Below are 14,805 nucleotides of genomic sequence, written 5' to 3'. Positions count from 1 at the left end.
AAGCATGGCCGTCATCTGGTGCGTCCCTGCGAAACGCTTACTCCGGCTGCGTCGCCACGGCGGCAGGATAGTTGCCGACGGTGACGGTCGCGACGACCTTGTTCTTGAACGGATCGATCACGGACACCGAGTTGGAGCCGGCATTCGCGACGTACACGCGGGCGGTCTTCGCGCTCACCGCCATCGCACCCGGGGAGCTCTGCACCGGCACAGTGGCCAGCACCTTCTTGCCGAACGGCTCGATCACCGACACGGTGTTGTCGACGCCGTTCGCCACGTACACCGGGATACCGATCGGGCTGGTGGCGACACCGGCCGCACCGATGCCGGCCGGGAGCGTGGCGGCCACCTTGTTGGTGAACGCGTCGATGACCGACACCGTGTTCGAGCCGGCGTTCGCTACGTAGACGCGGGCGCCGAGCGGGCCAATGCCCAGGCCAGCCGGCGCGCTGCCGACGGCGATGCTGGAGACGGCGTTGGTACGCGTATTGATCACCGACACGGTGTTGTCGCCGGTATTGCTCGTGTACACGCGCTTGCCATCCGGGCTGACGGCGACGCTGAAGGGCGCGTTGCCGACCGGCAGCGAACCCACGACGGTGTTGGTCGCCACGTCGATCACCGACACGGTGTTCTCGTTGGCGTTGGCGACGTAGACGTCGGTGCCGTCCGGGCTGACCGTCACGGCCACCGGTGTGTTCGCAACCGTCACCAGCGCTTTCACGCCATTGGTCGCGGCGTCGATCACGCTGACGGTATTGTCGAGCGCGTTGGCGACGTAGACGTTATTGCCATTGGGGCTGACGGCGATGCCGAGCGGATAGTTACCCACCGGCACCGTGGCCGTGACGGCGTTGGTCGTCGTGTCGATCACCGACACGGTATTGTCGAACTGGTTCGCCACGTAGGCGTTCTTGTTCTGTGCCGCGACGGCGGGCAGTGCCACGCCAGCGATCAGCAGCGGGATGGCGCAACGAAGCGCGCGGCTTCCGAGCGTCGGCTTTTCGTTCTTCATGATCGTGTCCCTGTGTCTTTCCGTTAGCGATGGGCGGGTTTTCGGCGTGAGAAAGGAAGGGGTCTTGCGACCCCTTCCCGATTCTTCCGTGAATGCCTTTACTTACGTACTTACTGGGCGATGCAGGAGTCGACCTTGGCCTGGGTCAGGGTCGAGGCGGTCAGGAAGGCGTAACCGGTGTTCGGCTTGCCCGTGACCGGATCGATCGCGCCGATCGTCGTGATGCTGCTACGGAGCGACGTGTCGTACGCTGCGCCGACCAGGCCGCGAACGGCGGCGACGTCGGTCGCGGTGTTGCCCTTGTTGTTGGCGATCAGATACGAGACGGCCATGATCGGATAGCGCGAGGTGATGTTCGCGTAGCCGAGCGGATTGACGAGCACCATGCAGGTCTTCTGGCCGATCGGCGTGAGCGCGGTCACGGCCGGACGACCGGTCGAGGCATCGACCGCACCAAGGACGAAGTCGTTCGTCGGCAGCACGGCCACGGCGGTCGGGAAGTCGGCGTACGGATCCTTGCCACCGATCGTCGCGTACTTGACGTCCGTCGCGCCGCCAGCGAGAGCCGAGGCCTTCAGGTTCGCCGATTCCGCATAGCCGATCGTGTTGTCATTGTCCTGCACAGCCTGCACGACGCCCTGGTTGCCGCTGGCGCCGACCCAGGTGGACGGGATCGTCGGCTTGTACTGGCTGATGGCGGTGGCGAATGACTGGTCGACGATGAAGTGCTGCGACGAGGTACCGGCGCAAGCCGCGTTCATGTGGTTGGCCAGCGAGAAGCTGGTGCCGCTGCCATCCGAACGGAACGCCACCTTGATGGCGGACGTATCGGACGCGTTGCCGGTCAGCGTCGACCACTGCGTGATCGTACCGTTGAACACGCCGCAGACCTGCGCCGACGTGAGGTTCAGCTGCGTCGAAAGGCCGCTCTTGTGATAGATGACCGCGATCGAACCGGCGACAGCCGGGAACTGAACCGGCTCACCGTACTGCGCCACCTTGCCACCCGAGGTGAACGAGCCGTATTCCGTTGCCGACATCGGTGCATCGCTGCCGGCGAAGTGCGGGTTAACGAGGATGCTCGACGGCGCGCCGAAGCCGGTGAGGCCACCACCGCATGCGCCGATAGCGCTGACAGACGCGGCACCATCCCAGTTGTCGAAGATCTTCTTGCCGTTGCCACTGCCGGTCTGGCAGTACGACACCTTGTTGCCGGAGGCGGTGGCCCAGGCGCCGAACAGCGACGTCCCGAGAACGGGGGCAACACCCGACGTCGGAGACGCGGTGTTGGCGGACTGCTTCAGCGAACCGGTGAGAAAGTTGAAACCGACATAACCACCCGCCGGCAGCGTCGCGCCACCGCCGAACGTATCCGTGGCGAGGGCCGAGCCAGCGACCGAAAGGCCGAGAACCAGCATGACGGCACCGGCAACAAGCTTGGTGCGGGTGTTCCCCATAGCATTGCGCTTGAACATGGCATTACCCCTTAGTCGATGAACCTCCTTTATGGAGGCATATCGATTCTGTTCGCGCGAGTTTTCCCTGTAGTGACGCGGCGATGTCGCGTTTCGTGCCAACTCGATGACAACGGTGTCGTCGTCGATGCACCGCAAATGACAGTGACAATGACAAAGACGCCCGGATGACGATGCATCGTCATCCGGGCGTCTTTGTCACCGCATTCAGCGAAGTCGTGCGCGTTCGCTGTCGGTCAGTCCATCACCGTGACCCGCGCGGCGAACGACCTGCACAGGACTGTCCACGTCGTAACCATTGCTTCTCGGTGACACGCTCGCACCGCTGTCCGCACCGATCACCTGCACGGAGATGATCGACGGCATGCGGTCGCGCGAATCCGACTGCTGCTGACGTGCGACGTCCTCCGCCGCCTTCGACGCCGCGTTGGCCGCCGAGCTCGCCGCATTCAGCGCACCGACGTTCACCGCCTGCACGACAGGCAGACCGATGGCATCGCCCTTGACCTGCACGTTGTCCGCGTTGGCCACGTGTGCCGCGGCGATCACGAGGTTGCCCGAGACACGAATGCCCGCGTCGCCCGCATCGACGGTACCGCGAGGCGCCATCAGGTAGACGTTGCCTTCCGGTGCGCCTTCGATCGTCTGCAACGTGGCGATGCCCGCACCGGAGACCTGGCCGGAGGGATCCTGCAGGCACCACGCGTCGACCGAGCACAGGTAACGAACCGGAGGAATTTCCGTGTTGGTCTTCGCGCCCTTGCCCGCGTTGATGTCGCCGTTCGAACTCCACATCACGACGTCGCCTCCCTGCTCGGTGAAGATGCGGCTTTGTGCGAGCAGCGTGCTGCGATCGGTGAACATCGAGATGTCCCCCTGCTGAAGCGTCAGGATACCCTGCGTGTTCGGGCCGGCGAGAATCCTTCCGTTGGGATCCGTGATCACCGGTGGCGCCGACACACCACCAAGCAGCGCCTGCCCGCCCGGAGCCACGATGGAAATGTCGCCGCCACGCTGCGTCTGTATCGTGCTTCCGCGAATGTCGAGATCGCCTGTCGACACGGCATTCGCCGCGCCGTTCTCGCCGCCGTCGGTACCGTTGGCGGTGTAGCCGAGTGACGCGGGGAACAGGGTGTTCAGCGCATCGTAGCCGCGAGCGTAACGCCCGGCGAACGCGCTGCCCTCGTCGGCATAGTCCTTACCGACCTGATTCAGCACGCGGAAGAGCGTCTGCTGCACGAAGATGTCCTGCGCCTCTTCGGGTAGCTGCCTGAACCGCTGCCACGCCTGATCGATGGAGTAGCCGTCGGTCGCCATGCCGTCGTAGTGCGTAACGAAGCCAACCAGCGAGGTCGATCCATCATCGAGGCCCTCGGGCTTCACGGTCCCCGGATCGACGTATTTCGAGATGAAGGCCGCCTGATCCGCGCCATGTGCGACGCCATACGACGCCACGATCGACGCACCCTCGGTCGGGAGACTGGCGTTGTACAGATTTCCGATGCTGTCGATGCCTGTCACGATGCCGTTCGGCCCGAGCACCGGCAGACTCCTGTAGCTGAGCTGCATCGAAGCACCGAGACCGAAGAACTCGGTCTGGGATGCGAAGCGACCGAGATCGCGACCCGCCCTGACGTACAGATAGCCCGGGCCTGCCTGAGCCAGCGAGGGCAGCACCTTGACCGGGGAGAACCGGAAGGACGCATCGGCGGTGAGTAACGGGGTGTCGTAGATGTCGCGACCCGCGACGATGGTGGACACGTCCGAGCCATCCAGTTGCTGACCGAGATAGGCAAGGTCAACGATGTCCCGCCCAGCCTCGATCTTTGTCACCTTCGGTGTCGAGAGCAACGCCGCACCCAGTCCGCCACCCGATCCGTTGACGATGTCGCCTTCGAGCGCATAAATGCGCACGGGCTGCGTGTCGTCGGCGTGCCAGGGCGTGGCCGCGTGAACATAGCTCCGCCGCTCGGGCGATGACAGGAAGCCCGGATCGAGGTACCCCTTCGTCCTCACGCCATGTGCCAGCGAGTCGGTCGCATCCGTCAAGGGAAGCGTGTTCAGAGGCGAGGCCATGGACGATAGCGGCGCATCGATGATGCCCCAGCCGAGTCGCCAGCCCGTGTCCTTCTGCGGCAGGTCGATTCGAATCGAGTTTCCCGCAAGCAGACCGAGGTTGCCGGAAGCGGAGGGGAACAGCTCGCCCGTCGTTTCGATCGCCAGATTTCCGCTGGCGGAAATCAGGTTCACGGTCGCCGGGAGGATATCGCCCGCGGTGTCGTCGACCGAATTGCTCAATGCGCCGATCCCCGCCGCCATCAGACGGATCGGATCCGCCACCGTGCCGTACGTGAGATCCCCACCGAATGCGTTGACGTCGATGCGCGACGACGCTGAGTAGGTCTGGCCATCGGCGTGCTGGGTCGGCAATAACGCGTTGACGGCCGACGAATCGAGCCATGACGGGTTGAAGATACCGCCGAGACTGACCGGACCACCTGCCTGTACATCCAGCTGGCTATCCTGCAACGCGAGCAGCGTCGCTACCGGCATCGTGCCGCCGACGCCATTCTGTCCGACGTACGGCATCGAGAAGTCGGCGCCGATATTTCCGTCGGCCCGCACCGTGCCCTGCCCTCGCGCGACGAAAAAGCTGCCGCTCAGGATGTCGCCACCGGCATGGACCGCCAGGTCGCCGCCGCCATGCGTGCTCAGTGCGCGTGTGCCGTCGGGCGCGGTGTCGATCGTCCACGTGGTCGGCAACGACACCGAGAGCTGACGAATGTCGCCATCTGCCGATACATCGACATCGCCGCCGGCACTCAGTACGCCCTGAGCGAACCCGCCGAAGTTGATCGACGAACGGGTTTCCGAGTTCGTCGTCTGCATCCACGGCCACCAGTACTGACCCGTGGGTGTGCCGGCGGTCCCGGTGAGCGAGCCGTCGACATCCGTGGTGTTCTGCAGACCGACGATGTCGCCGCCGACATGCAGGCCGATACGACCCGCGTTGATGGGATTCACCGCACCGGATAGAACGAGCTCGCGTGTCGCGGAGTCGACGAGGCCGCCGTTGTTCGCGGGTCGCAGAATGTCCGCACCCGTCTCCGTCGTCGTGCCCTCGGCCGCTTCGCCACCGGTGTAGACGGCGGCCGGCGCCTTCGCGTCGTCCCAGCGCAGGTCGCCGGCTGCGACGATGTCGATGTCGCCCGTGCCCGTGCGGACGAGCGTCGGCGCGGCCAGCACGCGCTCCGTCAGCGCATCGGCATATTCGGTATGTCCGCCCAGATGCAGGTCCGCCACCGCCCCGGACAGTGTGGCGAGCGGATCCGCGGACCCGAGGTCCGCCCCGGCGACGAGCCGGTACGAACTGCTCGACCCACCCGTCAGGCTCGCGCTCAGCAGCGGCAGCGGGTTCGTCGCGACCGCACGGGGGGACGGGCTGTTGTCGACCGGTGCGCTGGTGTCGATGATGTCCAGCGTCGTCGGCGGCGCGACGAGAGCCTGGAAATTGTCTGGCACGCCAAGCGTACCCAGGTAATCCGATCCGGTGACCGGATCGAGTGCTTTCGGAACATAGGCCTTCCAGGCTGCCAGATATCCGATGTAATCGTTGAGATTCGTCGGGAGGGGCGGCGGCGTGGGAGCGTTCGCGACCGGAAGAAGGATCCCGAAACCGAGGCCCGTCAAAAGGACTTCGGCCGGATGGAACGGGTCGTATCCGGGGAGCGGCGCCGCGAGATAGCTCGCATAGGCGACGTACTGACCGTAGTACTCGGAAATCGCCAACGGATCGCCCGACGTGAACTCGATGGGCGGGGTGACGAGAGGGCTGCCATCGATGACGCTCGGTGTGCTCTCGACACCCGTGCCCAATGCGAGCAGATCGTTCCATGCGGCGCTCGCGGCCGCCCAGTCGCCGAGCGGCGGCGCGGCACCGCTGCCGCCACCCGCGTTGCCATCCTGGAAGAACCCGTCGGTGATGCTGGCATACACATCGAGATCGCCCGACGCGCGCAGGTTCAGCACCGGTGCCTGACCGTTGTAGCGGTAGAGGAGATCGAGATTGCCGTTCGCATCGCGCTGGCCCGCGCCCAGGTTCCAAGTGGTCAGCACCTTGATGGCGCCCGCGCTGGCGTCGCCCTCACCCGCACGCAGCTCGATGCCCGGGCGCACCTGCAAGCCCGGCAACGACGCCATGCGCGATTCGAACGCGAAGCCCGGCGACTGCACGAAGCCCATTAGCGTGCCGGCGCCTTGCGCGTCGTCGCCACCAACGTAGCCGTAGAACGTCGCATGGTCGGTGTTAATGCCATTCGGCGTGAACGTGTAGCGCGACAGGAAATCCATGACCCGCGTGAGGTCGCTCGGATCGGGAGCGGTTACCGGATCGCCATTGGCGTCGGTGAACGTACCATCCACCAGCACCGGCTTACCTGTCGATGCATCGACGGTAAAGAGGCCCGCCGGATCGACCACGCCGTCGAAATGCTTCGTGGCGTCGCCGACCGCATCGCGCGTGTCCCACGTCGCATACGCTTCGAGCGTCGTGTCGCGCGTATGGGCGAAGGTCGCACCGCTGGCTACGTCGATCGGCGTATCGCCGTTCGACAGCAGCGGCGCGCGCAGGTACAGACGGCCGTCGCGTGTATCGCCGCCCTGTTCGATGCGCGCGGCCTGACCGATACGAATGTGCCCCGCGTCGGCGGCGTCGACGTTCTGGTAACCGTACGCGGCGTTGAGCGTGCCGTTACCCGTACCGGACGTGCCGATATGGATATCGCCGCCATGACGGCCCGTGGCGGAAGCATGGGTATCGAGCACGCCATCGATATCGACGCCTCGCACACCGAACAGATCGATGGATCCACCGAACGTGCCCGAGGCGTCGACCGTACCGCGGATGTCGACCGCGCCGCCATCGGCCGTGAGGTTGACGGCGTGCGCGCGGAGCGTCTGCCCGGCAGCGAGTGCCAGGTCGCCGGCACGCGTGTGCACGGAGACGCCGCCGTCGAGGCCACCGGCCGCGGCCACCGCGGCGAGCGCGCCGAGATTCAGCGCACCGGCCGAGTCGATGTACAACGTCGCGCCGAGGTATCCGGACTGCGCCGAACCGGTCAGGCGACCCGCGAGATCCACATCGCCGGCACCGGCGCGTGCGTCGAGCCGGCCACCGTTGCCGCCGCGCGCGCCGCCGCGAAGGTCGACGGACGCCCCGGCCGCCATGCGGATGTCGCCCCGATCGGCGCGAAGCGCCAGGGTGCCGCCCGGCACGTTCACCGTCGTGTCGTTGAACGGCAGCGACAGGCCCGATACGTCGACGGACGCGCCGTCGTTGAGAACGACATCACCCGTGTCCGCCTGTAGCGTGAGCTTGCCACCGCGCGCGACGAACGCCGTGCCGACGTCGATGGCGGAACCGTCGATCGCCAGCCGACCCGCCGACGCGTCGGAAGGCACGGTGACCGGTGCGAGGGTGTCGCGGTCGAAGCGGAACGCACCCTGCCCCTTCCAGCTCGCATTCGCGCCATTGTCGACCGCCACCACCGGCGTCACGGCGAAGAAGTTCGCCGAGCCGATGTCGAGCGACCCGGTGCCCGACGCGAACATGCCACCCGTGGCGCGAACGTTCACGCCGCTCAGGCCGCCGAGCACGAGATTGCCGTTGCCGGTGCGGAATTCGCGCGCGTCGATGCGCAACTGGCCGGTTCCCGCGGAGGCCATGGCCGGCGCGACACCCGTGTCGTTCTGGAGCAGCACGGTGTCCGCCGCGATCGATGCGTTGCCGCCATCGCTCACGATCTCCGGTGCGCTCAGTGTCAGCGAGCGCGACGTCGCCAGACCGACGTCGCCGACCAGGTCGATGCCCGAGCGTCCGCGCAGCACCGTCATATCGGTGCCGGCCAGCTGCGCGAGCAGATGCGGGCCTATCAGCAGACGACCCGCCTGTTCCTGCGCCGCCGGATCGCTGCCGGTCAACGCGATGCGTCCCGCGGTCACGTCGACATCCTTCGCACGGACCGTCGCATTGTCCGCGATGGTCGTAAGGCCCGTCGCGTCGAAGCTGATCGATGCGCCGGACACCAGCGACGCGCCGCTACCGATGGTCAACTGGCCGCCAGGGGCGCCGGCGATGCCGTCGAGGCCCGTCACGTTGTGGCGGACCACGGGCGCGGCATCGGTACCGGACACACGCAGCAGCGCACCATCGCCACTTGTCGCGTCGATACCGTCGGCCGCCAGCCTGCCGATGAGCAGCGACGGCGACGGCGCGGCGGTCGACGCGGTAGCGCGCAGCGAACTGCCCGCGTCGAGCGTCACGTTGTCGGTCGCGGCGAGGATGACCTCAGCGCCTTCGAGCGCATGCGCGGCATCGTTGGACAACACGACGTCGCCGGCGATCACGTCCACGCGATCGCCACCGCTCTCGCGCGTGCGCTTGCCACCGATCAGGACGCTGCCCGCGCCGAGCTTCGACAGTCCGTCCGCGTCGATCTGCAGATACCCTTCGCGCTTCGTGCCCGCGCCACCCACGATCTGGATGGCATCGCCGGCGATATCGACCTGCGACCCACGACCGTTCTCGCCGGGCGCGGCATCGAGCGTCGCGCCGAGCGTCAGCGACGACGTCGCCGCCAGCGTCAGGCGCCCGGCGTCGGCGCCGAGCTGCGGCGCGACGTTGCCCGCCCGTGCTGCCGCGGCACCGAAGAAGGTGTCGGCCGACGTGAGCGAATACTCGGAGTATTGACCCCACACCTTCGCCGACTGCACGAGGAAGCTGCTGCTGCGTGCGTCGCGCGCGCCCGTCAGCGTGTCCGTGAAATAGCCCGACGCCACCACGGTGCCGTCCGGTGCGGTCGACACGCGGCCCGGCACGGTGTCGACGACACCGGTGTTCTGGACCACGCGGAAGGCGCCCGGGAGTGTCGCGTAACGCGCCGGCAGCAGCGTGTAGACGCCATCGGGCAGACCGGGCACGCCGGACAGATACACGCCTTGTCCCACCGCTGGGCCGGCGCCGATGCCATGCTCCAGTGCGAGATCGCGCGCTGCGATCGGCGCGTTGTAGCCCGGAACGATCGCGTAGATCGAACGGCCGTCCGCATAGAGCGGCACCTGCTCGCCCTTGGTCGACCGGCTGTAATCGGTCTGGTACTGCGAAAGGACATCGCGCGATCCGCCGGTGCCCGGCACCCACTCGCTCGCCTGGAGGTGACCGCCGCCCGACAGGTCCACACGCGCGCCGCCGTCCACCGCGACGTTCGCGCCCGATATCGAGATGGCTTTCTCCGGCGGTGCGCTGACCGAACTGTCGACGGTGGAGAGACCGACGTCGTAATGCCAGTCCTTGCCATCCACCGTCACGCCATAGGGCACGATGGCATCGCCCAGCGAGACCGAGGTGACGCTACCTGGCGCGAGGTGCACGCGACCCGTCACGCCCAGTGGCATCGATGCGTCGAGGCCAAGCGCCTTGAGTGTCGCCGCGGGGTCGTCCGTGCCGAGAGCGAGCGCGCCGGAGGGTACCCAGACCGTGCCCCCCTGCTCGATCGTATCCGCGCCCACCGCCAGCACGCCGCCCGCCGAGAGCGGCGTCGTGTCGTCGCGCGTGGCCGCCTGATGGAACGACACGGTCGTCGGCGTATCGGGATTCGTCGCGTCGATGAGGAAGCGATAGCTCGTCGCGGGGTAGACGCGCGTGCCGGTGAAATCGATGTCGCCCGTGCTGTAGAGCCAGCCGGTAGAGCCGGAGAACGGCGCGGTAAAGCGAATGTCCCCGCTGGACCGGAACGACGTGCTCCGTATTCCGGCAAGAGAAAGCTGACCACCGATGTCGATGAAGTCGGCATCGACGGAGAGGCTGCCTTCACCGGCGACCTGCACGGGCGGCTTTCGGGTTTCCCGCGACAACAGCGACACGTACGGGGCAACGATGGTCACGTTGCCACCGTCCGGGATGGACTGGCTCGACGGCACCAAGCGAGCAACCAGGCCACTCGTCGACAACGCGTTGGCCTGGATCTGGATGCTGCGATTCGCACGAAGGTCCACATCGCCAGCGAACACGATGTTGGCTGGCATGATCGTGTCGTCCTCCGAAGCCTCGGAGCGACCGATGAGAATGTCGTCGAGACCCGTGTCCTTCAACCGATCGACGGCGAAGCGCATGTCGCCGCCATCGCCCGCGCCGGGCGCCTTTTCCGCGAATGGATCGAAGCCTACCGGCGCCATCCAGCCACTCTGCTGAATGAACAGCGGTGCTTCGTTGAAGCTCGTACCTTGAGGAGGACGCTTGATCGCGAGAAGGAACCGCCCCCCGCGGGCTTCGGGTGCGCCGCCGTGGCCGTCGATCCGCCCGTCGAAGAACAGCCCCGAGCTTGCCTGAAGATTGAACGTTCCCGCGTCGCTCCAGACTGGCACGGCCCGATAAGCGAGCGTCCCCAGGCCGACACGACGCCCATCCAGCGGAATGTCGAACACGTCGCTGGCACCCGAGACATCGAAGACGGACCCTCGACCGGCGACGACATACCCATCCGACTGCACATCGATATGACCGCCGTCGAGGACCACGCCCGTGCGCTGAAGGACAGGAGCGGCGCCACTTCCTCGAAGGACGGGGCTCGACGGGTCGAGAAGGGTCGTTCCGCTCGCATCGAGAACGCTCTGGCTGCCGAGCCAGACACCGCGTGCTGCGGGGAGGGGGCTCGCGCCGCTGGCGAGGTTCCGTACGAGCAGGCTGCCACCCGGCGCGCTGAGCTCGCCATCGATGCGGACATGGTTCGCCGAGCTGAGCGCGATGGTTTCACCGGCACCGACACCGATATGCACCCCACGGCCGACGTCGATGGATCCACTATCGCCATATTTCCGCTCGATGCCGGCCGAAAATCCCCAGCGAACGAACAAGCCCGCTTCCACGGAGAGGCCACCGCCATCTCGCCGGCTGCGGTAGCGGTCGTACGATGCCACGTCGCCTGCGTGCACGTCGGCTTCCGCACCCGAGGTGAGCAGCGATTCGCGACTGCCCAGCGTCAGCAGGGCGTTGCGATCGGCGAGCAGGTAGGTGGGACGAACGTTCAGCGTCGCGCCCGGGGCGAACAACACGTCCGTATCGCCGACGAGGCGATAACCCGAGAATCCCTTGTCTGCAAAGAAAGCCGGGTCGACAGCCAGTGTCCAGACCGAATCCGTCTGTTCCGGCTCCCCGCCGATCTGTATCCGCGGCGCGTGCAGCGAGAATATGCCGCCACCGGCGAAGCCCTCGGCGAGAAACGTGCCGTCCAGATAGATCCTGCCACCCAACAAGTCTCCCGGGCCGGAGGTATTTCCGCTGTAGCGAGTGGCGCCATCGTCGGTATGCGTGGCGATCGTGACGTCGCCGCCCCGCCCTGCCGGCAGATTGCCCTGCATGGCGAGGTGCCCACCCGCGTCCACGTAACCGCCACCCGAGACGTCGACCACGCTTCCGGCCGCCATGGCGATGTCGGGCGTGTTATCCGTCGTTCGCTCGGCACCCTTCCATGAAGAAAGCGTCACCGATCCGCCATCGATGAACGAACGGCCCTGCAGGGAGTCCGCCGAACGGCCATTGTCGTTCACCCAAAGGCCGCTCGCGTCCAGGCGCCCCGTCGGCGCGAGACGCAGGAACGTCGGGAGGTTGTCCTCCTGGATGGAACCCTGCCCTCGCGTACCGAGGGCGATCGATCCGCCGTGGGCGACAATCGTTCCGCCGATGTCGACGCTCGTGCCGGAGATATCCACCTCTCCGCCGTCGGCCACGCGAAGCGTGCTGCCCTCGCCGAGCACGACCGCTCCCGGCGTGCTCAGCCTGAAGCGCCGGAACCCGGCATTGTCGATCATGGCCGTCGATAACCGGCGCCAGTACGACGGGTTGTCGGGATCGTCGGGATCTCCGTCACGCTTGGGGAGCTTGCTGTCCGCATCGAAGTCGGGCAGGAACGTCTCGATGGGGCTATGGCGGTCCTCGATCAGGTAATTGATCGAGCGCCCGAGGTTGACATCAGTGGTGTCGATGGCGGCGGACAGATCGACCGAGAGGATTTCCAGCGAACCTCCCAACGGCCGGGCATCGCTACGCACCTGCTCGCGCCCCGCGTAGGCGTGGGCACTGATGTCGCCATCGATCACAAACTGGAACGGAGTGGCATTGGGATCGGACACACCAAACGCGAGCGTGCCGGCGTCGCCGCCTTTGATGAATCCGGGGTCCCACCGCTTCATATTGGCGAGCAACGGGCTTGCCACGAATGTCTCGGTGACGCCCCAGCGTGCATGGTCGCGATCGTAGACGCCCGCGAAGCCGGAATAGGCGACATCGGGATCCGCGGAAGCCAGGTCGTAGAGCAGACCATTCACACCCTGCAGGCGCGGCGTCTGGAGGTAGCCCGGCAGATAATTGATGAAGCCACCTTCGAGGCGAAGCTGCGCTCCCGTCCGGATGATGGCGTTCTGCCTGAACGCGATGCTGCCCGAATCGATCATCAGCTGCCGGATGTCGCGGGGAACGTTGCTCACGTAACCCGCGACGTTGAGCACCGGACTGCCTACCCAATCCAGGCCATCGGGCCGCGTACCGTTGCGCGAGGAATCGACGGCGACATCCTTCGCCGTGTAGAGGATGCTGTTGCGAAGCAACGGTGAATTGGCCAGTTCATTGAGGCCGATACGCGGAATGGTCACGAGCAACGCGGACATCGGCAGCGTGACGTTCGCAAGACCCGATACGTCCACAGTCGCACCGGTGTCGATATAGGCGTCGCGCGCGGAGGTCACATTACCTGCCGGCACCTCCATCAACGCGCCATTTCGCATGACTGCATTGATGCCGATGTCCACCCGACTCGTGACGAAGGCGTCGTCGGCGGCGCTCGACGACGTCGTCGACTCACCGTCCTTTTCCGGCAGGATCGCGGTCACCGATCCGGCGCCGAAGACGAGACGCTTCGACACGTCACGCGCGAAATCGAACGTCACGCGCCCAGGGTGGCTAAGGCTCGTCGAACTGACCAGAACCCCGTCCTGCTGCATCTCGTCGCCGATCCACTGGATCCGACCTCGACGGGCCTGAATCAGACCGGTGTTCGAGACGGCACTGCGCGGGTCGACGAAGACGTTGGCGGCCATCGGCTGCACCGATATCGCACCGTTGGCTGAATCAACGCCCTGCACGAGACCCGGCGCGGCAGCCAGAACGATCTGGCCGTCGTCGGCAGTCAGGCGACCGGCCTGTCGCACCACGGGCGCGGCGACGATGAGAAATCCGTCCTTCGTCGCATCGACAGACGCCCCCTTCTCGATGGCGATCTCGCCGCGGGGCACTTCGTCATCGACGTCGGCACCGCTGACGAGGAAACCTCTGACGTTGCCGAAATTGCCGAGGATGTTCTCGCTATCGGTCGTCGCGCCGATGCCGTACTTCAGGAAGAACGCATTGCTCTTCGCCACATCCAGGGTGAAGAGATCCAGCGAGCTCGCGATCAGCGAATGCGTGTTCACCTGCGACCCGGCGCCGAACAGCATGCCGTTACGATTGAGCAGATAGACGGTACCCTCCGCCTTGATCTGGCCGAGGATCTCGCTCGGCTTGCCGGATGGATCGTTGATGCGGTTCAGCGCGATCCATTGGTTGCTGCCGTCGGACTGGTTGCCGGCGGTCTGGTCGAAGTGCACCGTGGTGTGGCGGCCGACGTTGAACGACTCCCAGGTCATGATGGCCTTGGATTTCGTCTGCTTGATCTCGACGGTGGTCTGCCCGCCCGCGACCGACTGCGTCGGCGCGTTGGCGTTCTGCCATAGCGACGGGTCGGTGCCGAGGCGCGTGTCGACCTTGAGGCCGCCGGCACCGAGGCCGTCCGGCACGTTCGAGGCCAGTGCCTGCGCGGCGGCCTGCGCGCTCTTCTGCGCCGACATCTGCGCGGCGACGGCCTGCGCCGCCGCGTCGAGATTCGCGATGGACTGCTGCACGCGCTGCTGCAGCATGACGTTGCCCGGCGTGTAGACGTTGCCGCCGTTATTACCCTGCCCCGATCCCGGCGTCGGCGTGACCGGGCGCGTGGCACCGGGCTGCTTGGTCGCCATCCATCCGGGGCTGAAGGCCTGCGGCGTGGCCGCGTGTGCCGCACCGCCAAACAGTGCGAGGGCGATCAGCTGGCACATCGCCCGGCGACGCAGGGTCGGCCTGGGCTTCGCGGCGTTCGCGCGGGGGGCGGCGGGAGTGTGGGTGCGTACGATCATGGCAGGCCTCGGAAAGCGGATGACGGCGTGGTCGCGCCGTGGGTTCGTTGGGCGACG

At 66.3% G+C, this 14,805-nt stretch carries 3 protein-coding genes; all 3 read right to left on the bottom strand.

Annotation, left to right across the window (positions count from 1 at the left end):
- Positions 1-37: 37 nt before the first annotated feature.
- The 3 genes from BMX32_RS13270 to BMX32_RS13260 all read right to left on the bottom strand — a co-directional run bounded on the left by BMX32_RS13270 (position 38) and on the right by BMX32_RS13260 (position 14,748).
- On the bottom strand, positions 38-1,015 hold the full coding sequence (locus tag BMX32_RS13270) for a YVTN family beta-propeller repeat protein (protein ID WP_089979464.1): 978 nt from the start codon (positions 1,013-1,015) through the stop codon (positions 38-40).
- Positions 1,016-1,125: 110 nt separating this feature from the next.
- Entirely contained in the window at positions 1,126-2,490 is a 1,365-nt protein-coding gene (locus tag BMX32_RS13265) for a PstS family phosphate ABC transporter substrate-binding protein (RefSeq protein ID WP_089979463.1), read from the bottom strand.
- Positions 2,491-2,697: 207 nt separating this feature from the next.
- A complete protein-coding gene (locus tag BMX32_RS13260) occupies positions 2,698-14,748 on the bottom strand; it encodes a filamentous haemagglutinin family protein (RefSeq protein WP_170843652.1) in 12,051 nt (4,016 codons plus the stop codon).
- Positions 14,749-14,805: the final 57 nt, after the last annotated feature.

The organism is Luteibacter sp. UNCMF331Sha3.1 (genome assembly GCF_900109915.1).
GTDB lineage: Bacteria > Pseudomonadota > Gammaproteobacteria > Xanthomonadales > Rhodanobacteraceae > Luteibacter.
Note: the sequence above shows the minus strand (reverse complement) of the source record. Positions and strands in the feature narration are given on the sequence as shown.

Coding starts and splice junctions, on each gene's coding strand:
- BMX32_RS13270 (WP_089979464.1), bottom strand. CDS start 1,015: ATGAAGAACGAAAAGCCGACGCTCGGAAGCCGCGCGCTTCGTTGCGCC.
- BMX32_RS13265 (WP_089979463.1), bottom strand. CDS start 2,490: ATGTTCAAGCGCAATGCTATGGGGAACACCCGCACCAAGCTTGTTGCC.
- BMX32_RS13260 (WP_170843652.1), bottom strand. CDS start 14,748: ATGATCGTACGCACCCACACTCCCGCCGCCCCCCGCGCGAACGCCGCG.